The organism is Virgibacillus sp. DJP39, assembly GCF_049310925.1.
In the GTDB taxonomy this organism is placed as follows: domain Bacteria; phylum Bacillota; class Bacilli; order Bacillales; family Amphibacillaceae; genus Virgibacillus_F.
This window is the reverse complement of record NZ_JBMERP010000012.1, coordinates 44866-66613: the sequence shown is the minus strand read 5'-3', so window position 1 is coordinate 66613 and position 21748 is coordinate 44866. Positions and strand designations below refer to the sequence as shown.

Here is a 21748-nt window from a genome sequence, read left to right as displayed (position 1 = left end):
TTAGGTGCACTTATGCAGAAAGGAATTTTCAAACTTTCTTTACTGCGAACAAAAGCAGTGAACATTGTTCACTGCTTTATACACTAGTATTATCCCAGATCTTCACCAATTATCTTCACTTCTCGTTCTAAACGTACGTCAAACTTTTCCTTTACCGTGTCTTGAACAAAATGAATGAGGTCAATATACTCTTTTGCAGAAGATTCGTCTACATTGACGATAAATCCAGCATGCTTCAAGGATACTTGTGCCCCTCCAATTTGCTTCCCTTGCAGACCACTATCTTGAATCAGCTTTCCCGCAAAATAGCCTGGTGGTCGTTTGAATACACTGCCACAAGATGGATACTCTAGAGGCTGCTTAGATTCTCTTTTAAATGTAAGGTCATCCATTATTGCTTTAATCTCATCATAGTTCCCTTTTTTCATTGAAAATACTGCTTCTAACACGATGTATCCGTTGTCCGGGATGTTACTGGTACGGTAATCTAAATCTAGTTCGTTTGCTGATAGCTTAAGCAAATTACCCGCTCGGTCCACTACAATCGTACTTTCTAACACATCCTTGATTTCGCCACCATATGCCCCAGCATTCATGAACAGCGCACCTCCAACTGAACCAGGTATGCCACAAGCAAATTCCAACCCTGTTAATCTTTCACCTAACGCAGTACGGGATGTATCGATAATCCTTGCACCACTCTGGGCCACAATTGTTGTCCCATCAGTATGAATAGAGTTCAATTGCTTTAGATTTAGTACAATTCCACGGATGCCACCGTCTTTTACAATTAGATTAGATCCATTACCAAGTAATGTAAACGGTAGATTCTCCTGATTTGCCAGCTTAACAATTTCCTGCACCTGCTCATACGTTTCCGGAGTAACAAAAAAGTCCGCTTTTCCGCCCAAACGTGTATATGTATGCTTGTTCAAGTGTTCATTCACCATCACATTTTTCTCTGCTGTAATATTCCCCAATTTTTCGTACGTATGATGATAATTTTGCACTCAAATCATTCCTTTAAAATAGTTTAGTTCGTATTCTTCCATAAAAAAGAATTAATCAGTTGATCAACTGACTCACTTTCATGTAATTCACTATGTCCCAAGTCATCGTTATTAATTATAACCATTTTTAATTGTTCTGGTGGTATAATCATTCGCAATGCATTAACGCTTTTTGGCCTTGCGATTGGATCACCGGTGCTGCCAATGCTTAATACATTTAGATTATCCGGGACTGTTTGATTAGGTGATTGAAGTAATTGAAGTGCTGCAGAATTCGGCTTTAAATCTGTTGCTGCAGGGTTGTGATTAATCCGGAAATAGGGTTGATTGTATATACCATCAAAAGGACTACCAATTGTAACTAGCTTTTCAGTTATTGGAAATAGGGTACTGTCCTGGTATTCCTGAAAATATTTAACCGCTACTAAGCCACCCATAGAATGACCTACAATGTTTACAGTGTTTATTTGATAATGCTGCTTCATATGACTCAACACGCGTGATAACCATTTAGCTCCATCTTCATAGCTCGCTTGATTATTTTCAAATATAACCTGAATGAACACTGGATCCATCTTTCCTTTGTTTAAATTGAGAACTCTAATATTCCCATTTTTTGAAACTCGATAGATCAAGGCTTTATTTCCCCAGTTATTTTGTTTTTCAAATCGATCGAGCATACTTCCAAAAGAATTATACGTGCCTTTATAACCATGTACGAAAACGGTAGATGGTTCGTCATAATTCCTTGATTCAGCTTTTTCTGGTTTATAAGTTATCACGGTGATACCCACAATAATAATTAATAGAGCTGTCACCCGCATAATGTATTTCTTTTTCAACTGAATTGTTATCCCCTACCTGCTTACTTTATATAATGTCTTCTGTTTTAGAATGACCCATGTAAATATTCCACCAATAAAAAACAATAGAAACTGGAAAAAAAATAGGGGGATCACGATAAAAATGGTATACCCCATTGAAATCCATAGTAATAAGATACTTATAATTTTTGCTTTTAAAGGAATACCTTTTCCATCGCGGTAGTTTTTAATATATGGCCCAAACCATTTATTTGTGATTAACCACTGATACAGTCTGTCGGAACTACGTACAAAACATGCAGCAGCAAGAAGTAATAGTGGCGTAGTTGGCAAAAGTGGCAATATAATACCAATTATCCCTAGTACTAAGGATATGATTCCAATAATAGTTAGTAACACTTTTTTCATTTCTCACACCAGCTATACGAAATTTTTTTCACTTTCATTATAGCATTTAACCCAACTTAATGCTTTAATGGTTTAAAAATTTTCATTTCCTTTTAACTTTTTTATTGAATGAAAAATAGGTAATTGATTTTCAAATGTTGTAATATAGCGAAACCCTATATATTCCAGAAGCTCTAGTGACTCCTGAAACTGAAACGCAATTGTTTGTTCAGAATGTGAATCAGAGCCCAGTGTAAGTACTTCTCCTCCACTTTCCAGGTATAACTTAAGAATATCTGTACTTGGCATTCCATTTTTCATACCATACCGAACGCCAGAAGTGTTTAATTCTATTCCTTTACCAGCAGGAATAATTTCTTTAAAAATCGCTGAAATCACTTCATGAAAACGTTCATCCTCAGGTTCCTGTTGATACCGTTTCACTAAATCGATGTGACCTAAGATGGAATAGTTTTGAAAATTTTCCACACAATATAACAGTTCATTATAATAGAGTTGATACGCATCAGCAGTTGACATATTTTTGAAAAAATGACCAGAATGAAGATCTTTTTTATTTGCTGTATGCATGGAACAGATGACAAAGTCAAAATCTTCATTTGCCATAAGGCGGTCATATCGGTCCAACAAATATGGCTGGACACCTATTTCTACCCCTTTTTTGATTTTAATGACATCTTTATATTTTTCTTGTAATTGCATGATTTGCTTATCATAGCTTCTTAAATCCAAATCAAAATCGATCGTTTCGTCAGGATATTCATAATCGATGTGCTCTGTGAAACAAATTTCCCGCAGGCCCAACTCAACTGCACGCTGAATGCTTTTTTCCATAGGTGTATTACAATCCGCTGAATAATTACTGTGTACGTGATAATCAAACATAAAAACACTCCTTGTGTTGACTTTTTCCTTGTTAACTACTATACTAACAAATAACTTTAATTAGATAAAGCGATAAAGCAATAAAGTTAAAAGGATGATTTGATGAATTTTGATCGTTCAGACGATTTAAGTATAAGTGATTTTTCAAAGAAAGCATACTTACTGCGCACAATAAAAAATAACTTTTTAACTTATGGTTATCGAGAGGTGGAAACACCGACATTTGAATCCTATGACTTGTATCAATCAATCACGGGAACAGTCAAACATGACAGCATGATAAAAATAATTGACCCTACAGGGAAAATACTCGTTATGCGCCCGGATGTCACCGTTCCGATAACAAAGATGCAAGTAACCACCCCGCCGTCCTTAGCTGCAGAGCGACTTTTCTACATAGAAAATGTGTTCCGCTTAGCTGGTGATCAACAAGGTAAAAAAGAATGGACTCAGGCTGGGGTTGAGAATTATGGACCGAGCTCGACAGAAACTGACGCGGAAGTAATTTCTCTAGCAGTACAGGTGTTACGTAACCTTGGATTTAAATCCATTCAAATCCAAGTAGGTTTAGCAAGTTTTTTCCGTCCTTTATTGGATGTAGTCTCTCTCACCGATTCTGAGATAAAGGAACTGCAATCCCTTATTCGGGCAAAAAACATATCCGAGCTTGAGCTATTCTTATCAAAACGTGATGTCCCTGAGGAATTACAGTATTTACTCATACAAATCCCTTATTTATACGGTGATTTTACTGCTGTAACAAAGCGTGCTAAAGAACTTTTAATTAGTGATTCAATGGTAGAACAGATACAAAAGCTGGAAGACTTACACAAGATCCTGAAACTGTACGATGTAGATCGCTTCGTATCACTGGATTTAGGACTGATAAATCATATGGATTATTACTCAGGCATTATTTTTCAAGGATATGTAGAGAATGTGGGAAAACCCGTGTTAATGGGTGGTAGATATGATCAACTTGCATCCCAAATCGGAAGTGATCTTCCAGCAATTGGTTTTGCATGTGAAAGTGATGTGTTATTGGAGGCCCTTGATCAAGGCAATCTATTTAAACCTGATGCAGCACATATTGATGTTCTGATCACCTATGACACAGTAAGACAGAAAGAAGCGATTCAATCCGCCGAAGCATTACGAAAGGGTGGATTACGTGTGATTGTCACAGCAAAGACAGATGAGGTTAAATCATTTGATGAAATAACGACTATACACTATACAGCGAACGATCAAGTAGTTACTCAAAATGGTGAATGCAGGCAATTTAACGATGTTAGTAAACTAGTAAATCTGCTTACACGGAATAAGGGGGAAATGTAATTGGACTACCTAACAATAGCCCTTGGTAAAGGTCGAACAGCAAAACAGGCAATAGAGTTATTACACCAGGCGGGAATCCAATTTGAAGATTTTCATCCTAAATCAAGAAAGCTGATATTTTATGATCAAACCAATCAAATTAAGATGGTCTATGTTAAAGCAATAGATGTCCCAACTTATGTCGATACAGGGGCGGCTGACCTTGGCATTGCAGGGAAGGATAACATTCAGGAATCGGATTCAAATCTTTATGACATGATGGATTTACAGTTTGGTGCGTGTCAGTTTGTGGTTGCTGGAGTGAATCGAGAAGCGTATGAGGCAAAACAAAAGCTGACGGTTGCTTCAAAATACCCACGTATAGCGTCCAACTATTTTCAAAAAAAGGGTAAGTCCGTTCAAATGATTAAACTTAACGGATCCGTTGAACTAGCCCCTTTAATTGGTATGGCTGATGTTATTGTTGACATTATGGAAACAGGTACCACCTTGAAAGAAAATGGATTAAATGTATTTGATACAATCGATCAAATTAGTACACGACTAATAGTTAATAAAGCAAGCTTTGCAACAAAATCAAACCGTATTCATGACATATTGGACCGAATACGGGATGTATTGGGGTGACCAGCAGATGAAGATAATAGATAAAAAGGTATTTTTAGCAGAGAAAAGCAAATCAACCACTTTAGACCAGCAGAAGACTGTCCGTTCTCGTGTTGAAGAAATCATTTTGACTGTCAGAGAACAGGGTGACAACGCACTTATTGATTATACGAAGCAATTTGATAGCGTATCGCTTACCGATTTGAAGGTCAGCCCACAGGAAATAGCTGATGCACGAAAGGTTGTTGATGATTCCTTTATCCGTTCATTAAAGCAGGCACAGGAGAATATCACAACATTTCATGAAGCACAAAAACAGAATTCCTGGTTCATGGGAGAGCAGGACAATGTGTACCTGGGTCAAAAGATTACACCGATAGAACGAGTCGGCATTTATGTTCCCGGTGGCAAGGCCGCTTATCCATCGACAGTTCTCATGAATGTAATTCCAGCGAAATTAGCAGGGGTTTCTTCTATCAGTATCGTCACACCTCCCCAAGCTGACGGAACCGTTAATCCGCATGTGCTTGTAGCTGCCTATGAATCTGGAGTAGATACTATATATAAGGTCGGTGGTGCACAGGCAATCGCTGCCCTTGCTTATGGAACAGAATCAATTCCCAAAGTTAATAAAATTGTTGGTCCCGGTAATACCTATGTTGCACAAGCAAAAAGAATGGTATTTGGCGACGTCTCCATTGACATGATCGCAGGCCCTAGTGAGATATGTGTTGTTGCGGACGAAACGGCTAATCCTCGATTTGCTGCAGCAGATCTGCTGTCACAGGCAGAACATGATGAAGAAGCTAGCGCTATCTGTATTACTACATCAGAAGCACTTGCAAAAGCAATACATGACGAGGTGGTCCAACAAACAACCACCCTTTCACGAAAAGAGATTATTCAATCTTCCCTTGAAAAAAATGGACGAATGATTGTATGTACATCTCTTGAGGAGGCCTTAGAACTCGTTAATCAGATAGCTCCAGAACATTTACAGCTGATGATTAATGAACCGTTAAATTCGTTAGACTCTATTCGAAATGCAGGCGCCATATTTCTTGGGAATTATTCACCGGAGGCATTAGGCGACTATTTTGCTGGGCCAAACCACACATTACCTACAAATGGTACAGCTGCATTTGCCTCTCCACTTGGTGTTTATGATTTTGTTAAAAAATCAAGTGTCATTCAGTATACGCAAGACGCCCTTTCATCCGCAACCGACTCAATTGTTACATTAGCAGAAGCTGAGGGATTAACCGCGCACGCAAATGCAATTAAGATAAGAAAGGAAGAGTAATATGCGTACTAGTAAAATAGAGCGTACTACAAATGAAACCTCTATTAAAGCCGAATTAGCTATTGACGGAAACGGGGCTTCTACTATTCATACAGGTGTCGGGTTCCTGGATCACATGCTTACTCTTATGACAAAGCACGGCTTGTTTGATTTAAATCTTTCATGTAATGGTGACTTGGAAGTTGATCAACATCACTCCGTTGAAGATATCGGTATTGTGCTGGGTCAAGCTGTCCATCAAGCCTTAGGATCTAAAAAAGGCATTAATCGCTATGCTACATCCACAACACCCATGGATGAAGCAAAGTCTACCGTTTCAATAGACATCAGCGGTCGTTCTTATCTTGTTTACCGAGTGGAGGGTTTGAAGGATAAAGTTGGAGACTTTGATACAGAACTCGTCGAAGAATTTTTTCTAGCATTTGTTAGGCATGCAAATCTCACCCTTCATATCGAGCTCAATTATGGAAAGAATAGCCACCATATCATAGAAGCTATCTTTAAGGGTTTTGGGCGAGCACTGGACGAAGCAACCCTCGAAAATCCAAGAATCACCGGAATCCCATCCACAAAAGGATCGTTGTAGGAAGAAAAGCGGAAGCGACCGTTTAGTGACGTACAAATAGATAGGAATGTGAATGGGCACCGAACTTTGTGTCCATTCAAACAAAAGGAGACTTTCCATATGATTGCAATAATAGATTATGGCGCAGGAAATATCAAAAGCCTACAGTTTGCTTTTGATAAGATAGGCTTAGAAACTTGTGTAACATCAGACAAGAAAACCATAGAGGCAAGTGATGCTATTGTTCTGCCTGGTGTTGGTGCATTTAATGATGCAATGAGGGCATTGGAATCTCATGATTTACTTAGTGTTCTAAAACAAGAAGCCTCTAGTGGTAAACCACTACTTGGAATCTGTTTAGGAATGCAATTATTATATGACCAAAGCTTTGAAGATGGAGAATGGAATGGCTTAGGATTACTCCAAGGCAAAGTACAACGCATTTCCTCTTCAGTAAAAGTTCCACACATGGGATGGAATACACTTACGAATCACCAGGAAACCCCTATAATAAACCAAATTGAAAATGACAGTTATGTTTATTTTGTACACTCTTACTATGTTGCAGAACTGGGTACCAGCACACTAGTCAGCAGTTGTAACTACGGCGGTCAGGTTCCTGCCATTGTCCAACAGGATAATGTAGTCGGCATGCAGTTCCACCCAGAAAAAAGTGGTCAAGCTGGGATACAGCTTTTAAAGAATTTCGGGGAGATGATTACATGATACTTTTTCCAGCTATCGACATACGAAACGGAAAATGTGTGCGCCTTACACAAGGTGATTATAAACAAGAACAAATTTATAATGATTCACCTGTAGAGGTAGCACTGCAATGGGAAAATGAAGGAGCAGAATTCATTCATGTTGTAGACTTAGACGGCGCCAAAACAGGTGAAATGACTAACCTAACTACAATTGAAAAAATCGTTAATTCCGTACAAATTCCGGTTCAGGTTGGTGGCGGGATCCGCTCTATGCAAAGCCTGAAAAACTATCAATCAATTGGTATAGCAAGAATGATCATTGGGACAGCAGCTATCGATAACAAAGATTTTTTACGTGAAGCAGTAGCAGCATACGGAGATAAAATTGCAATTTCAATTGATGCGCGCAATGGTAAAGTTGCAACAAATGGCTGGCTTCAAACCAGCGAGGTCCTAGCGGTTGATTTAGTTAAAGAATTAGACCTACTTGGTGTGAAGACGATTATATATACAGATATTTTAAAAGATGGCATGCTGGCAGGTCCGAACTTTGAGGAGCTTGAAATAATAAATGAACTTACCAAGCAGGATATCGTTGCGTCGGGAGGAATATCAAGTACTGTAGACATTAGAAAATTAGAGCAAATGGATTTATATGGCGGTATCTTAGGAAAGGCATTGTATAATGGGTCCCTTTCCTTAGCTGAACTCATTAAGGGTGAAAATGATGCTCGCTAAACGAATTATTCCATGCCTGGACGTAAGAGACGGTCGTGTTGTGAAGGGTAAGAAGTTTCAGGACATTCAGGATGTAGCAAACCCTGTCGAATTAGCAAAACGCTATAGTGACGAAGGTGCAGATGAACTTGTTTTTTACGACATAACAGCCTCAAGTGATAACCGTGATATTTTTCTCGATATTGTAGAACAAGTCGCGGCTGAAATTTCAATCCCATTCACAGTTGGAGGGGGAATTCGTACCGTTGAAGATGTCCACCGTGTTCTTCGCGCAGGTGCTGACAAAGTGTCTATCAACAGTGCAGCAGTTAAAAACCCTTTCCTACTGACCGAAGCAGCACTGAAATTTGGAAGTCAATGTGTTGTACTTTCCATTGATGCCAAAACAACAAGTGAGCATGAAATATCTGTTTTTTTAAATGGTGGACGTGTAGACACAAATATGAATGCCGTTGAGTGGGCAGTTCGTGGCGCAGAGTTAGGTGCGGGAGAACTGGTTATTAATGCAATGGATGCTGATGGTGTAAAGGATGGCTACCATATACCACTTACGAAACAAATTGCTGAGAGCGTAAATATTCCTATCGTTGCCAGTGGTGGCGCAGGATCATTTGAACACTTTTCCAAAGTCTTAACCAATGGAAAAGCAGACGCGGCACTTGCTGCTTCTGTATTTCATTATGATGAAATTAGAATACCAGACTTAAAAGATTATCTAATTCGTAATAACATAGCCATAAGGAGTGTGTAATCATGAAGGCAGATTTAGATCAGCTTACATTCGATGAAAAAGGTTTGATTCCTGCAGTTATCCAGGATGCTACTAACGGAGAAGTTCTAATGCTTGGATATATGAACGAGGAATCCTTGGCAAAAACAATGGAAACAAATGAAACATGGTTCTTTAGTCGCTCCAGGCAAGAATTGTGGAATAAAGGAGAAACGTCCGGCAACAAACAGGTTGTCCAGGATATCACATTTGACTGTGACGCTGATACGCTTCTCATTCAAGTAGAACCACAAGGACCTGCATGCCATACGGGAGAAGAAAGCTGCTTTTATCGTACACTTCACGAAAACGAGCCCAACCAACGCAACGTGGTTCATGCATTAACCAAGAAGATACAAGAAAGACACCAAAACCCTGTTGATGGTTCATACACAACTTATTTATTCAACGAAGGCATTGACAAGGTATTAAAAAAGGTTGGAGAAGAGACGAGCGAAGTGATCATTGGCGCTAAAAATAATGATAGACAGGAAGTTATTTGGGAAATTGCGGATTTAACCTACCATACTCTTGTATTAATGGAGATACTTGAGGTTTCCATTAATGACATTAAGAAGGAACTGTATGGACGCCACATACAAAAGGAAGGGAACCAACGTGAATAAATTTTGGAGCTCAGCTGTATTTCGTGCAGAACCCTATGTACCTGGCGAACAAATCGAAAAGGTGGATTTGGTAAAATTAAATACGAATGAGAACCCATACCCACCCTCGCCTATGGTAATAAATGCGATTCAGGCAGAACTGAACAATAAACTTCACCGTTACCCTTCACCAACCGTTGATTCATTACGGGAAAAAATTGCAAGCTATAATAAGCTCGACTCGGATCAGGTTTTTGTTGGAAATGGTTCAGATGAAGTTCTCGCTTTTAGTTTTATGGCATTCTTTGAACCTGATCAGACTATTCGTTTTCCCAGTATTTCATACAGTTTTTACCCAGTGTATGCAAAGCTGTTTAATATACCATACGAAGAAGTGCCGCTTAATCGAGATTTTTCTTTAGCAATTGATAAATTTTTTCAATCAGAAGGCGGTGTGATTTTTCCAAATCCAAACGCGCCTACAAGCGTTTATTTAGACTTGGCTCATGTAGCCGATATAGTGGAAAGCAACCCTAATCGTGTTGTTATTATAGATGAGGCATATGTGGATTTTGCAAAAGAATCTGCAGTAACTCTAGTTAACAGATACGAAAATCTACTCGTTGTACAGACCATGTCAAAATCCCGTTCCCTTGCCGGCCTGCGTATTGGCTTTGCATTAGGCCATCCAGGACTTATTGAGGCGTTAAACCGAGTCAAGAATTCCTTTAATTCGTATACAATTGACCGTCTGGCTATAGCTGGAGCTGAGGCAGCAATAACAGATGAAGATTATTTTAATAACACCGTGGCAAATGTAGTCTCCACTCGGGAATGGGTAACGCAATCACTTAAGAAAATGGGTTTTTCCATTTTGCCGTCGGACACAAACTTCCTATTTGTGTGCCATTATAAAATAAATGCCAATACCGTTTATACAAAGTTAAAAGAACAAAATGTATTAGTGAGACATTTTAATAAATCACCTATAGATAATTATCTGCGAATCACAATCGGTACAGATGAGGATATGGAATTTTTACTAAATAAGCTGAAATTTATTATTCAATAACAAAAGCGTAAGCGCCCTGGGTAGAGACGTACGAAGGCGAGGGAAGTCTCGCTAGTCTCTGGGCGCTGGAGCTGGACGTGGCTGTTACTGTAAGCAAGCTTAACAAAGCCAAATTTTTATACTTTCTTATTTCATGAAAAAGACTCCTGCCATCTAAAAGGCAGGAGTCTTTACTTTATATCATATGCTTAATAGTTGCTTGTTCCTTTAACTGTTTCACTTTAGCCTGTAACTTCTCTTGTTGATCCTGTTGTTTCAATTGGCTTTTTATTTGTTCCTTCACTTCTTCTAATTTAGGCACATCTTTGCTTTGCTCTTTTAACTTTTCATAGTAGGCTTGTACTTCATCTTCAGTAACTTCTGTAGCTTTTAATTCCTTCTTCATATACTTTTGAAGTGTAATTTCAAACGCTAACTGCTCTTTGTAAGTCTCCTCAGTTAGATTATACTGCTCCAATGCCGTCTTAAACTTATCGGCATTTTCTGATTTAATGGTTTCAAACTCTTTTTGAATTTCTTCATCAGTTACCTTAATACCCTTGTCCTCAGCAGCTTGTTTTAGAAGCTCCTGTTCAACGATGACGTTTAACGTTTGTTCCTTCACCTTTTTTACATCACTTACATCTTGTTCATAACGATCCATTAACATTTTTGTTTGGGCATAGGAAGCGTTGTATTGTTTTCCTTTAATCTCTTCTCCATTTATTTTAGTGACAACCTTTTCTTTGTCTACTTTTTCATCATCTGTGATTTTAATTTCTTCGCTCTTCGGTTCAGTGGTTTCTTTAGAGCTCTTGTCATCCTTGTTAGTGCTTGCAGAATCAGAATCATCACTACATGCAGCTAGAACTACAGTTAAACTTAATGCCAAAACTAACATAATCATTTTTTTCATGGGTGAGTCCCTCATTTCATAACTTTATCTTTACATTCAAACACATTTCGGGATAGCAATGCAAGTACTAAGTTCGTGTTAAATCCCTTTAAACCCTTGCACAAACAACAGTTAAACGGGTTCTTTACACTTTGGAGTCATTTTAGTGCTGTTGTACCTTAATTTTGCCACATATATTTGGTTGCACTTATGCAGAAAGAAAGCTTTTATACCTTTCTTTATTGCCAAAAAAGCCGGCATTCAGAAGAAGTTTTAACCCTTCCAAATGACAGCTTTTTCGATAAGAATCAAGCTATTCTGTTTCACTCTCACATCCATCACCAGTACAATAAGTTGTCTCTGACTTCTTTGGATTTAAAGTTTGTATTATTGGCTGATCCTTTTCTTCTTCCCAGACTTTCTCAATTACTTCAGAAAACGCTTCTGGTGGTTGTGCACCAGAAACTGCATACTTCTCATTGAAAACAAAGAATGGTACACCCTTTACTCCAATCTGCTGTGCTTCCTGCTCGTCTCTTCTAACTGCTTTCGCATAGTCGCTTGACTCAAGTACGTCAATGACCGCATCCTTATCTAGGCCTAAATCTTCAGCTATATCTACTAACGTGGCGTAATCCGAGATGTGCAGTGATTCTGTAAAATATGCATGCAGCAAACGCTCCGTCATCTCTTTACCCTTGCCTTGCTCCTCAGCGTACTTTGCAAGTCGGTGAGCATCAAAGGTATTTGTATGTTTCATCGTTTCAAACCGATATGTTAACCCAAGTTCTGCTGCTTGGATTCCCAGGTTTTCATTTGATTGCTTCGCCTTTTCCACACTCATCCCATACTTGCTAGCTAGCAATTCGTGTATCGATTTATTAGGGTTTTTTTCTGCATTCGGGTCAAGTTCATAGCTTTTATATGTGATCGTTACTTTATCTTTATTTGAAAATTGTTCTAATGCTAATTCCAATCTGCGTTTACCAATGTAGCAGAATGGACAAACAAAATCTGAATAGACGTCAATTCTCATAACTAACACCTCATTTCTGTTAGTTATTGTAGCATAGAATAAGGGTTTCTCGATAACATTGTGCTTATGCCCTAATGCAGATTCTTGTCAATATACTTCCCATAATCAGGTATCGCTACTTGATTGAAGTTTTCAACCAGGCTTTTTAACCCGGTTTCAAGTTTTTCACCATCAATTGCAGGACCGTGTCCAGGCACCATTATACTAGGGTTAAGTGCCGCGATCTTATTAACTGATTCACGTGCAGCATCCCAATCTGTAGTAAGGTATCGTGGTGGCCCGTTCAGTTCAGGGCTTTGCATTAGCACATTATAAAAGGAATCCTGCTTAACTGTAATACATGCATCCCCAGAGATTAGTACACGATCTTTTTTCCTGAATAAGGATACATGTCCTGGTGTGTGGCCTGGAGTATGAATCCATTGCCAATCCTCAAGACCGGGTAAACTTCCATCAGCTGGCAACGCTTTTACAGATTCCCCCAAATTTACAGATTCATTCGGAAAGTACGCAGAAGCCTTGGCCACCAGCCCACCTTCGACAGTTGAATCCGGTTTCGGATATGACTTCTCTCCATTTAAATACGGAATTTCCAATTCATGCGCATATACAGGGACCTCCCATTCGTCCACTAAATCTACAAGACCGCCAACATGATCAAAGTGGCCATGAGTGAGAATAATTGCAGAAGGCCTACTTTCCCGTCCAAAGCGATCCACTACAACCGATTTAATTTCAGGTGTAGCTTTAGGCATTCCAGCGTCAAGTAACACCCAATCCCCTGATTCTGGTGTGCCAATAAAACAAATATTTACAATCTGATCGGTATAATAATACACGTCGTTAAGCACTTCACTACCTGTGCCACTTGTAATTGAAGTCATCGGCATAAAGCGCAGCATGCTGTTCTCTATTTGATTTTCATTCGTCTGTTTATCCATTTGTTACACCTCCATTTTTTTAGTATGAGAGGAAATGGACAATATTAACCAAAAAAAGTTACCCTTCACTTTTGAGGGTAACTTGTACTTGGTTTTGTGTGATTTTGGGCCATCTAAGTGTGAACTTGAGCCAAAATCGTGTGAACTTCAGCCGATTGCTCGAAAGTCTATGACTTCTGAACTGTTCCGTCCTGCTTGTACACTACTAGTTTTGTTCCTTCATTCTTAGCAATTTCGCGACCCCGCTTAATTGCGTCATCTTTGTTATCGAAAACTTGACTAGGTTGCTTAGCATTTCTTGATTTCACTGCCCACCCATCTTCATGCGAGACTACTATTTCATCCTCTTCAAGTCGCTCGGGATTGTTGTCATATTTTTTTCCTTCTTCTGAGCGTTTGGTGGGTTGACCATTCTTATCATAGTCGTTTATTTCATTTTCACTGGCATTTTCATACCATTCCTTAGCTTGGCTGGTTGCGATAGGAATTGCTCTATCTTCACCATAACCCTCATCCAGCATTGAATTTGCAATATCAATGGCTTTTTTTCGAATAACTTTATCTAGGTTTTTGAATGATGAAGGATAATCTTCTAAAGTCCAAGGCATATGTCGACCCTCCTGTTTTATTTTTCATGTAAGTATAATACCCCACACAAGTTGTATTAAACTACAGAACATAAAAACTCATTCACCTTTATAAATTTCTGTAGAACTAGAGGAGAAAATTCCGATTTCCATCTTTCCTTCAAAAGATTTTGCACGAATTAAAATTGGTTGATTATATATATTCTTAAAAACGAAATCCGGTCCCCACCAACTAACAGTAGCATCTTTTCCCGGTGGAACATATGGCACACTCCTGCTATGTGAATAGCGTTCAACAATCTGAACTCCTTTTAAGCTGACTGCATTATATAATGTCGATGAAACCTGGCAAATCCCTCCTCCAATATCTTCAGCAATTTCCCCTTTAACAATGACTGGCGCACGTTTATACCCCCGTTCTTTTGTGCGCTTTCCGACAACCTTGTTAAACGAAAATGTTGCACCTGGAAAAACAACACTATTGTTGATTGCAGCTGCAGCAAGTTTAATATTATGTGTCCTTTCCTTGTTACTTTTCTTATAATACGTAACATAATGACCAATTTTATTTTCCTTAATTTCTGATAAAAGTTCCGTATCAACATGTGGATACACTTTTTTTGTAGGGATTTCGATAGTAGTGGTTTTTCCAGAATAGAAAGATTTTAGGAAAAGTAGTTGAAATTTATGTCGATCCAACCCTATCCCGAGTTTTTCTTTATTAATTTCTCCTTTCTTGTTTAATGTTGCATTTACAGGTGCTTTGTAAATATCTTCATTTATTTTATTACTAAGACTTCCTAATTCTTTGTTATTTATGAAATAACTATTTAAGTAAGATAATTCATATTTTGCTAGTTCAATTTTTCGAATCTCCTGTTCACTGGAATTAATGATTAGTTGATGGTTTATATTTTCTAATGGAACCATAAATAAATGCAATGACAAAAAAAATTCAAGCATAAGTTATATCCCTCCTAGTATTAGTATTGCTTAAGGGATAGAAAATCATGTAATCGATTGACATGAAAAAAAAGCTAAAACCCTGGAGTTTTAGCTTTTATCTAATAATGAACGTCCCATTATAGTTACTCGATTCGTATTTTTTAATTCATCAATGGTTTTAACACCTATGCCAAACATGGTCATTTTTAATTCCATCTCAATTTGATCCATTGCTTTAATGACAGCATCCTCCGACTCGGTTGCAGCCTGTAGCAGTTTACGAGCAAAGCCAATTACATCAGCACCAATTGTTAATGCTTTTGCCGCGTCAACTCCTGTTTTCATTCCTCCGCTGGCTACAACTGGTACCGCTGATCCTAGTTCACTTTTAACTGAAACAATACAGTCCTTTGTGGGAATACCCCAGCTGTTAAAGGCTTCTGCCGCCGCTTTTCGTAATGGGTCCTTTGAGCGAAGCTTTTCAACTTGACTCCAGGAGGTCCCACCAGCTCCAGCAACATCAATGTACGAGATTCCTGCATCAAATAATCGCCTTGCAACTGTACCTTCTATCCCAAACCCAACCTCTTTGACGCCAACTGGAACGGTTAGTTTTTTACAAACTTCTTCTATTTTGGGGAGCAATTCATGAAAGTTAATATCTCCCTCGTCCTGGGTGATTTCCTGCAGGCTGTTTAAATGCAGGACAATCGAATCCGCCTCTGTTAAATCAACAATTCGTTGACATTCTCTTGCTCCATATCCGTAATTAAATTGTACCGCACCAATGTTTGCAATCAACGGAGCGGTAGGTGCATGCTGTCGAACAAGAAACGAGTTCATATGCGCGTCACTCTCAAGCAATGCACGAGTGGATCCAAGTGCGATTGCCCACCCTTTTTGCTCAGCAGCTTTAGCCAAATTACCATTAATTTCTTCAGCGAGCTCAGAGCCCCCAGTCATAGAACTAACGAGAAATGGTGCATTGACTTTTTTACCCAGAAAAGTGGTTTCTAACTGAATATCATTAAAGTCAATTTCTGGTAAAGCGTTATGTATAAATGAAATTCCTTCAAGTCCTGTTGTTTTGTTGACACCTTCCACGTTGTCATTTAAGCACAATCGAATATGTTCCGTTTTACGTTTGTTTATTCCTAAATCCATGTGTATACCCTCCACATTTATTTTGCTGCGATTCTTTGTTTATTTTTCAAGTATGGGTGTAATGTTACAAAATAAACACCCATGATCACCATAACCATACCAAGAATTTGCGCCCAAGTGATAGTTGATTGGTAAAAAACAACTGCCAGCCACGCGGTGTTAATTGGGACTAAGTTCATATAAATACTCGCTTTACTGGCCCCGATTTGCTTAATACCATTGTTCCACAATAAGAATCCGATTACTGATGAACAGACAATCATAAAGGCCATTTCTCCCCAAGCCTGAGTTGACATGTCAAGAATGTCACCCCACCCACCTTCAAAAAGAGAAACTGCGCTAAGAAAAATGGAACCAATTAATGTTGTTGCCGCTGTTGTAACTACTGGAGAAACATCTCGCATCGCAATCTTACCTAGAAGACCATGCGCTACCCAGCTGAGCAAACCGCCTATAAACAGTAAATCTCCTGCGTTAAATTCAAGTGATAATATTGTTGATAAGGAGCCTTTAGAGATGACAACAAAGACTCCTAGTAATGATAGGATTAACCCAAAACTAAGTTGCTTATTCCATACCTCACCTAAAAACAATACCGCACCTAGTGTTACAAGTACCGGAGTTGTTGCTACAATTAATGAACCGTTTATTGCTGAAGTAATATCCAAAGCGATAAAAAAGAAAATATTATATCCAAATATACCTGTGATGGCCATAGCCAATACGGTCTTCCATTGTTTTTTAAAAGCTTCTATATCAATTCTTTTATTCCAAAGAACATAGATTGATAGTAATATACCAGCAATGCCAAACCGAAATGCCGCAGCAGTCACTGGGGGGATTTCGGTGATAACATGCTCTGCTGCTACGAATGCACCACCCCAGAACAATGGGACAAGCAGCATCCAGAAATAAATGGCGATAGATTGGTTGTCCTTCATTCGATGAGCCTTCTTCCATATTCTTTCCTGCAAAAACTATATCAAATGCATATGGAAAAAGCCAACTGTGTGTTCCGTGATAATTGTTTAGCTAAGGCAGTTTATCAATAAACTGCGACGTAACATCTGAATTTATTTCCTACCACCATTTATTAGATGGTGCTAAATCCAGCGCTACGGAAAAACACTCGCTTTCCATGGGGAACGCTTCAGCCTCCTCGGAGCAAAAACCGCTCACTGCGGGGTCTTCAGACTGTTCCTTTCCCATTGGAGTCTCGCATTTTTCCTCCGCTTAAATAGCTTTCTGTTCAAGGGAGAAGTATCCCGTAAAAACACAGAATTAATGAGTAGGAATCTATCTTAGTGTAGGCAGAATACGAACCCCGGAAGAAGCGTTCTTTGCTTCTGAGGAGACTGAGGCCGTGCCCGTGGAAAGCGAAGTATTCTGCCGGAACGGCGGCGTCAAAAGAATTTTCACTATGTCGCACTATTCATCAACTGAGATGATTAAAAAGCAGCGAAGCTTATGAAAACATCCCTAAATTAAAAATAGATTTGGTTTCCTGAAGGATCGATAACGAAATACTTATCACCATCAAGATTAACTGAGACACCAATGTTTTGAAAACGTTCAACGGTTTCCATACGTTTGTTTTCTGGTATTACTATAATGTAGCTTTTTAACCCAACCTCGTCACCCGCAGGGACCGCTCCACCCTTACTGTTCCAGATATTTAACCCAATATGATGATGGTAACCTGCTGAGGATATAAATAATGCTTGCGACCCAAAATGATTTACAATATCAAATTCAAAACCTTTTGTATAAAAATCACCTGCAGTTTCTAAATCTGAAACTTGCAGATGAATATGTCCGATAACTGTCCCAACAGGCATCCCCTGCCAGCCATCTTCTGCAATTTCCTTCATTAACTCATTTGCGTCTAGCGGCAACGTACTCATTTCAACTTCATTTCCACTCCAGGTCCATTCTGCTGGATCCCGATCAACATAAATCTCAACCCCGTTCCCATCTGGATCTGCAATGTACAATGCTTCACTAACTAAATGGTCTGATGCACCTTGGACAGGATAGCCTCTGTGCATAAAATGCCGGAGTACTTTTGCTAAGTCAGCCCGTTCTGGCAACAAAAATGCTATATGAAAAAGACCAGTTTTGCTTGAATCTAGTGACCTAGCATTTTTCACTTGTTCTATTGTTAACATTGGTCTTGTTCCACCAGCAGCTAGCTTTGCAAGCATCGGCTGCTGTTCAACTACACGAAACCCCAATATTTTTTGATAAAAATAAAGTGAACGTTGTAAATTGGAAACTTTTAGATGAATGTGGTTAACGTGCCTGGTTTCATTTGAATGAAATGTCATGGCTGTACTCCTCATAATCGATTATTGTTATCTCTAGTTTACTTGTTTTTTGATTTTTTTGAAAGAAAAACGCAATGCTGTACTTACTATATACCCACTTTAGGTTAAGATTATGTTAGGATGCAATTAATGGTAAACGATATCAAGAATAGAGGTGTAAGGGATGAAGCAGCTTGCTAAAGAATTTGCAGAAAAGGCACATCATGGACAAACTAGAAAGAACTCCAAAGCACCTTATATTACACACCCAATCCGGGTTGCTGAAAGATTAGAAGAATCAGGTTATTCCGATGAAGCTGTTTGTGCCGGCTATTTACATGATGTTGTTGAAGATACTCCATATGAAATTGAGGATATTAAAGAAACATTTGGAGCAAGGGTTGCCGAACTTGTTGCTGCTCACACAGAAGACAAATCCAAATCGTGGCAGGAAAGAAAACAACATACTATTGATGTTGTTAAGCACGCTGAAAATGAAGTTAAATACTTGATTGTTGCAGATAAACTTGATAATTTACTAGGGTTGGAACACGATTTGAAGGCTCAGGGTGATTCTGTATGGGATAACTTTAACGCAGGTGTGGAGAAACAGAAATGGTATAATGAAGCAATCGCTACGAATATGTATGTTGGGATTAACTCAGACTATGTCCCTGATTTTTTTGATGAATATGTCGAAGCTGTAAAACGTGTATTTAAATAAGAAGCATGAAAATTTTAGAAGAATAAACACCAGCCTAGAGTTCTCAAGGCTGGTGTTTGTTTTTAGACTTTACCGTTTTTTACGATGTTTGTAGCTATTTTTTTGATTTTTGCTTATCTTTTTCCATTTGTTTTTTTCTTCTATTTGAGCCTTTTGATCTTGCTTTCTTTTTTCATACGCAAGTTCACGTTGTAGTTTTAAAAAGCTTTGGAATCGTTCCTCTGGTAGCTCTCCATTTCCTATAGCCTCTTGGACTCGGCATCCTGGCTCTGTTTCATGCTGACAGTCCGCAAACTTACATAGGCTTGCGAAAACTTCAATATCCTGAAAGGTTGCATCTATTGCTGAGTCCCCTTCCCACAATTGCAATTCCCGCATGCCCGGAGTATCAATCAGCATGGCCCCACCTGGTAACAGAAACATTTCCCGATGGGTTGTTGTATGCCGCCCTTTACTGTCTGACTCACGAACGTCCTTGGTTTCCTGCACAGTAATTCCAACTAAAGAATTCACTAAGGTGGATTTACCTACTCCAGAAGATCCAAGTAGTGCGACAGTCTTGCGCGCAGGAAGGTATGCCATCAACTGATCGATTCCTTCCATTGTAATACTGCTAATCGGTATTATTGGTACACCTATCGCCACTTCTTCAACCTGAGTGATAATCGCATCAACTTCTTCTTGCGAGCAAGCGTCTTTTTTTGTTAGAACTATAATAGGGCTGGCTCCACTTTCATATGCTGACAAAATATATCGCTCGATTCGACGTAAATTTAAGTCATGATTAAGCGAGTTTACGATAAATACAGCATCCATATTAGAAGCAACAATTTGCGCTTCCGTTTTGTTTCCTGCAGCTTGCCGGACAAACTGACTTTTCCTCGGCAATACTCTGTTAATCACTGCCTTTTGTTCGTCTGGCAATTTCTTAACTTCGACCCAATCTCCTACCGCTGGTAAGTCCAATGTGCCATGAGCTTGATTCAAAAACTTACCGCTCAAGTGTGAAAAGTACTCTGTCTCTCCATCTAATAGCCGGTAACTATTTTTCTGAACCGCAATCACGCGTGCGATTTCATCTTCATTAATATCTTGGACAGATTGTTCCCATCCAATTGCTTCAAGCTTATTCAATACTGTTTTCCTCCTATTGTTTAGAGGAAAGACCGTGCTTACGCTGACCGTTCCTCCACTTTGATCTGTGTTTGCTGGTTGAGAAATACAATTTTATATATAGCCATAAAACACCACTCCTTCCAAAATGGATGAACAAGATTTTAATAATAGTATACTACAAAATTACTATCGGTGCGCCTGGTTATTTTGTTAAATTTTAAATAGTCCACATGTATATTTTTTATAATTCCCCGAAAACGACAATAAGTTACAATTTATTTCCCGGGTAATAAATGAAAGAAAAAGCAGACACGGATTCTCTCCATGCCTGCTCAAAATCAACCTATCTTTTATTCATTTCACTTGGTTCAGGACCTTTGCGCTCATTACGATCAAGCTTGGAAATTTTTTCTAAGTCATCTTTGCTTAGCTCAAATCCAAACACATCAAAGTTTTCCTCGATACGCGATGGTGTAACAGATTTTGGAATGACAATTTTGCCACTTTGTAAATGCCAGCGAATAATTACCTGTGCTGGAGTTTTTTTGTATTTCTTTGCAATTTCTTGGATCACTTCATTTTCCAGTACTTCTCCGCCTTGCATAAGTGGGCTCCAGGCCTCGAGGTAAATGTCATTTTTTGTACAAAATTCCTGAAGCTTCGTTTGTTGTAAATATGGATGGCATTCGACCTGGTTAACGACTGGTGTAACTTCACACTCGTCCAAAAGACGTTGGAGATGCTCGATATTGAAATTACAAACTCCTATTGCCTTAACACGGCCGTCCTTGTATAATTTTTCCATCGCTTTATATGTTTCTACATAATCATCAAACTCTGGTGTTGGCCAGTGAATGAGGTATAGATCAACATAATCAAGACCTAGTTTTTCTAAACTTTCATCAAATGCTTTTAAAGTGTTTTCATATCCCTGGTCTATATTCCAAACCTTTGTTGTAATGAACAGATCCTCACGTGGAACTTCGCTTTTTGCAATAGCTTCACCGACACCACGTTCATTTTTATAAACTTTTGCTGTATCAATTGAACGGAATCCGACTTCTATTGCTTTAGATACGGCTGGTGTAACTTCATCTTCAGGAACTTGCCAAACACCATACCCAAGTTGTGGCATACGAAGTCCGTTATTTAGTGTAATAAACTTCATTAAATCGCTTCCTTCCTTACAATTAGTATAGTAGGATTTTATCATAATGAAGTGCTT

At 38.8% G+C, this 21748-nt stretch carries 24 protein-coding genes; 10 read left to right on the top strand and 14 right to left on the bottom strand.

Annotation, left to right across the window (positions count from 1 at the left end):
- Positions 1-89: 89 nt before the first annotated feature.
- From murB to ACOI1D_RS06490, 4 genes are all read right to left on the bottom strand, one after another.
- Entirely contained in the window at positions 90-1010 is a 921-nt protein-coding gene (murB, locus tag ACOI1D_RS06505) for a UDP-N-acetylmuramate dehydrogenase (protein WP_422500203.1), read from the bottom strand.
- Positions 1011-1033: 23 nt separating this feature from the next.
- Positions 1034-1852, bottom strand: a complete 819-nt coding sequence (locus ACOI1D_RS06500) for an alpha/beta hydrolase (protein WP_422500201.1) — start codon at positions 1850-1852, stop codon at positions 1034-1036.
- A 15-nt stretch (positions 1853-1867) separates the two neighbouring features.
- Positions 1868-2242, bottom strand: a complete 375-nt coding sequence (locus ACOI1D_RS06495) for a YbaN family protein (protein WP_422500199.1) — start codon at positions 2240-2242, stop codon at positions 1868-1870.
- Positions 2243-2314: 72 nt separating this feature from the next.
- Positions 2315-3127, bottom strand: a complete 813-nt coding sequence (locus tag ACOI1D_RS06490; RefSeq protein WP_422500197.1) for a histidinol-phosphatase HisJ family protein — start codon at positions 3125-3127, stop codon at positions 2315-2317.
- A 102-nt stretch (positions 3128-3229) separates the two neighbouring features.
- On the opposite strand from ACOI1D_RS06490, the gene ACOI1D_RS06485 reads away from it, so the two are divergent.
- The 9 genes from ACOI1D_RS06485 to hisC all read left to right on the top strand — a co-directional run bounded on the left by ACOI1D_RS06485 (position 3230) and on the right by hisC (position 10830).
- Positions 3230-4465, top strand: coding sequence for an ATP phosphoribosyltransferase regulatory subunit (locus tag ACOI1D_RS06485; protein ID WP_422500195.1), 1236 nt, complete (start codon positions 3230-3232; stop codon positions 4463-4465).
- On the top strand, positions 4466-5092 hold the full coding sequence (hisG, locus tag ACOI1D_RS06480) for an ATP phosphoribosyltransferase (RefSeq protein WP_422500193.1): 627 nt from the start codon (positions 4466-4468) through the stop codon (positions 5090-5092). It begins immediately after the preceding gene.
- A gap of 7 nt (positions 5093-5099) precedes the next feature.
- Positions 5100-6374: a histidinol dehydrogenase gene (gene hisD / locus ACOI1D_RS06475; RefSeq protein WP_422500191.1), complete on the top strand. Its 1275-nt coding sequence runs from the start codon at positions 5100-5102 to the stop codon at positions 6372-6374.
- A gap of 1 nt (position 6375) precedes the next feature.
- Positions 6376-6960, top strand: a complete 585-nt coding sequence (hisB, locus tag ACOI1D_RS06470) for an imidazoleglycerol-phosphate dehydratase HisB (protein WP_422500189.1) — start codon at positions 6376-6378, stop codon at positions 6958-6960.
- 99 nt (positions 6961-7059) lie between these two features.
- Positions 7060-7665: an imidazole glycerol phosphate synthase subunit HisH gene (gene hisH / locus ACOI1D_RS06465; RefSeq protein WP_422500187.1), complete on the top strand. Its 606-nt coding sequence runs from the start codon at positions 7060-7062 to the stop codon at positions 7663-7665.
- On the top strand, positions 7662-8384 hold the full coding sequence (hisA, locus tag ACOI1D_RS06460; RefSeq protein WP_422500185.1) for a 1-(5-phosphoribosyl)-5-[(5-phosphoribosylamino)methylideneamino]imidazole-4-carboxamide isomerase: 723 nt from the start codon (positions 7662-7664) through the stop codon (positions 8382-8384). Before hisH ends, hisA begins: the two co-directional genes overlap by 4 nt.
- Positions 8374-9135, top strand: a complete 762-nt coding sequence (gene hisF, locus ACOI1D_RS06455; protein WP_422500182.1) for an imidazole glycerol phosphate synthase subunit HisF — start codon at positions 8374-8376, stop codon at positions 9133-9135. The genes hisA and hisF overlap by 11 nt, the downstream gene beginning before the upstream one ends.
- A gap of 2 nt (positions 9136-9137) precedes the next feature.
- A complete protein-coding gene (hisIE, locus tag ACOI1D_RS06450) occupies positions 9138-9779 on the top strand; it encodes a bifunctional phosphoribosyl-AMP cyclohydrolase/phosphoribosyl-ATP diphosphatase HisIE (protein WP_422500180.1) in 642 nt (213 codons plus the stop codon).
- Complete coding sequence (gene hisC / locus ACOI1D_RS06445) at positions 9772-10830, top strand: histidinol-phosphate transaminase (RefSeq protein ID WP_422500178.1); 1059 nt, start codon at positions 9772-9774, stop codon at positions 10828-10830. The genes hisIE and hisC overlap by 8 nt, the downstream gene beginning before the upstream one ends.
- A gap of 175 nt (positions 10831-11005) precedes the next feature.
- Here hisC and ACOI1D_RS06440 read toward each other — a convergent pair whose 3' ends face one another.
- The 8 genes from ACOI1D_RS06440 to ACOI1D_RS06405 form a co-directional block, all read right to left on the bottom strand.
- Positions 11006-11725 (bottom strand): SurA N-terminal domain-containing protein, encoded by a 720-nt coding sequence (locus tag ACOI1D_RS06440; protein WP_422500176.1) that lies wholly within the window; start codon positions 11723-11725, stop codon positions 11006-11008.
- Positions 11726-12017: 292 nt separating this feature from the next.
- A complete protein-coding gene (locus tag ACOI1D_RS06435) occupies positions 12018-12740 on the bottom strand; it encodes a DsbA family oxidoreductase (RefSeq protein WP_422500174.1) in 723 nt (240 codons plus the stop codon).
- A gap of 71 nt (positions 12741-12811) precedes the next feature.
- On the bottom strand, positions 12812-13681 hold the full coding sequence (locus tag ACOI1D_RS06430; RefSeq protein ID WP_422500172.1) for an MBL fold metallo-hydrolase: 870 nt from the start codon (positions 13679-13681) through the stop codon (positions 12812-12814).
- A gap of 167 nt (positions 13682-13848) precedes the next feature.
- Complete coding sequence (locus tag ACOI1D_RS06425; RefSeq protein ID WP_422500170.1) at positions 13849-14289, bottom strand: DUF2188 domain-containing protein; 441 nt, start codon at positions 14287-14289, stop codon at positions 13849-13851.
- A gap of 78 nt (positions 14290-14367) precedes the next feature.
- A complete protein-coding gene (locus ACOI1D_RS06420; protein WP_422500168.1) occupies positions 14368-15231 on the bottom strand; it encodes a VanW family protein in 864 nt (287 codons plus the stop codon).
- Positions 15232-15321: 90 nt separating this feature from the next.
- On the bottom strand, positions 15322-16377 hold the full coding sequence (gene fni / locus ACOI1D_RS06415) for a type 2 isopentenyl-diphosphate Delta-isomerase (RefSeq protein WP_422500166.1): 1056 nt from the start codon (positions 16375-16377) through the stop codon (positions 15322-15324).
- Between the two features lie 17 nt (positions 16378-16394).
- Entirely contained in the window at positions 16395-17318 is a 924-nt protein-coding gene (locus ACOI1D_RS06410) for a DMT family transporter (RefSeq protein WP_422500164.1), read from the bottom strand.
- A gap of 543 nt (positions 17319-17861) precedes the next feature.
- Entirely contained in the window at positions 17862-18704 is an 843-nt protein-coding gene (locus ACOI1D_RS06405; RefSeq protein WP_422500162.1) for a VOC family protein, read from the bottom strand.
- 163 nt (positions 18705-18867) lie between these two features.
- On the opposite strand from ACOI1D_RS06405, the gene ACOI1D_RS06400 reads away from it, so the two are divergent.
- Complete coding sequence (locus ACOI1D_RS06400) at positions 18868-19407, top strand: HD domain-containing protein (RefSeq protein WP_422500160.1); 540 nt, start codon at positions 18868-18870, stop codon at positions 19405-19407.
- 69 nt (positions 19408-19476) lie between these two features.
- On the opposite strand, the gene rsgA is transcribed toward ACOI1D_RS06400, so the two are convergent.
- Both rsgA and ACOI1D_RS06390 read right to left on the bottom strand, forming a co-directional pair.
- The gene (rsgA, locus tag ACOI1D_RS06395) at positions 19477-20541 is read right to left on the bottom strand and encodes a ribosome small subunit-dependent GTPase A (protein WP_422500158.1); all 1065 of its coding nucleotides are present in this window, start codon (positions 20539-20541) and stop codon (positions 19477-19479) included.
- A 325-nt stretch (positions 20542-20866) separates the two neighbouring features.
- The gene (locus ACOI1D_RS06390; RefSeq protein ID WP_422500156.1) at positions 20867-21691 is read right to left on the bottom strand and encodes an aldo/keto reductase; all 825 of its coding nucleotides are present in this window, start codon (positions 21689-21691) and stop codon (positions 20867-20869) included.
- Positions 21692-21748: the final 57 nt, after the last annotated feature.

What these genes read in the sequence shown, in the direction of transcription:
- hisIE (WP_422500180.1), top strand. Translation starts at nt 9,138, where the DNA reads ATGAAGGCAGATTTAGATCAGCTTACATTCGATGAAAAAGGTTTGATT.
- ACOI1D_RS06435 (WP_422500174.1), bottom strand. Translation starts at nt 12,740, where the DNA reads ATGAGAATTGACGTCTATTCAGATTTTGTTTGTCCATTCTGCTACATT.
- hisA (WP_422500185.1), top strand. Translation starts at nt 7,662, where the DNA reads ATGATACTTTTTCCAGCTATCGACATACGAAACGGAAAATGTGTGCGC.
- fni (WP_422500166.1), bottom strand. Translation starts at nt 16,377, where the DNA reads ATGGATTTAGGAATAAACAAACGTAAAACGGAACATATTCGATTGTGC.
- ACOI1D_RS06400 (WP_422500160.1), top strand. Translation starts at nt 18,868, where the DNA reads ATGAAGCAGCTTGCTAAAGAATTTGCAGAAAAGGCACATCATGGACAA.
- hisB (WP_422500189.1), top strand. Translation starts at nt 6,376, where the DNA reads ATGCGTACTAGTAAAATAGAGCGTACTACAAATGAAACCTCTATTAAA.
- ACOI1D_RS06430 (WP_422500172.1), bottom strand. Translation starts at nt 13,681, where the DNA reads ATGGATAAACAGACGAATGAAAATCAAATAGAGAACAGCATGCTGCGC.
- ACOI1D_RS06490 (WP_422500197.1), bottom strand. Translation starts at nt 3,127, where the DNA reads ATGTTTGATTATCACGTACACAGTAATTATTCAGCGGATTGTAATACA.
- ACOI1D_RS06405 (WP_422500162.1), bottom strand. Translation starts at nt 18,704, where the DNA reads ATGACATTTCATTCAAATGAAACCAGGCACGTTAACCACATTCATCTA.
- ACOI1D_RS06495 (WP_422500199.1), bottom strand. Translation starts at nt 2,242, where the DNA reads ATGAAAAAAGTGTTACTAACTATTATTGGAATCATATCCTTAGTACTA.
- ACOI1D_RS06440 (WP_422500176.1), bottom strand. Translation starts at nt 11,725, where the DNA reads ATGAAAAAAATGATTATGTTAGTTTTGGCATTAAGTTTAACTGTAGTT.
- ACOI1D_RS06425 (WP_422500170.1), bottom strand. Translation starts at nt 14,289, where the DNA reads ATGCCTTGGACTTTAGAAGATTATCCTTCATCATTCAAAAACCTAGAT.
- ACOI1D_RS06390 (WP_422500156.1), bottom strand. Translation starts at nt 21,691, where the DNA reads ATGAAGTTTATTACACTAAATAACGGACTTCGTATGCCACAACTTGGG.
- ACOI1D_RS06420 (WP_422500168.1), bottom strand. Translation starts at nt 15,231, where the DNA reads ATGCTTGAATTTTTTTTGTCATTGCATTTATTTATGGTTCCATTAGAA.
- hisH (WP_422500187.1), top strand. Translation starts at nt 7,060, where the DNA reads ATGATTGCAATAATAGATTATGGCGCAGGAAATATCAAAAGCCTACAG.
- hisD (WP_422500191.1), top strand. Translation starts at nt 5,100, where the DNA reads ATGAAGATAATAGATAAAAAGGTATTTTTAGCAGAGAAAAGCAAATCA.
- hisF (WP_422500182.1), top strand. Translation starts at nt 8,374, where the DNA reads ATGCTCGCTAAACGAATTATTCCATGCCTGGACGTAAGAGACGGTCGT.
- ACOI1D_RS06485 (WP_422500195.1), top strand. Translation starts at nt 3,230, where the DNA reads ATGAATTTTGATCGTTCAGACGATTTAAGTATAAGTGATTTTTCAAAG.
- ACOI1D_RS06410 (WP_422500164.1), bottom strand. Translation starts at nt 17,318, where the DNA reads ATGAAGGACAACCAATCTATCGCCATTTATTTCTGGATGCTGCTTGTC.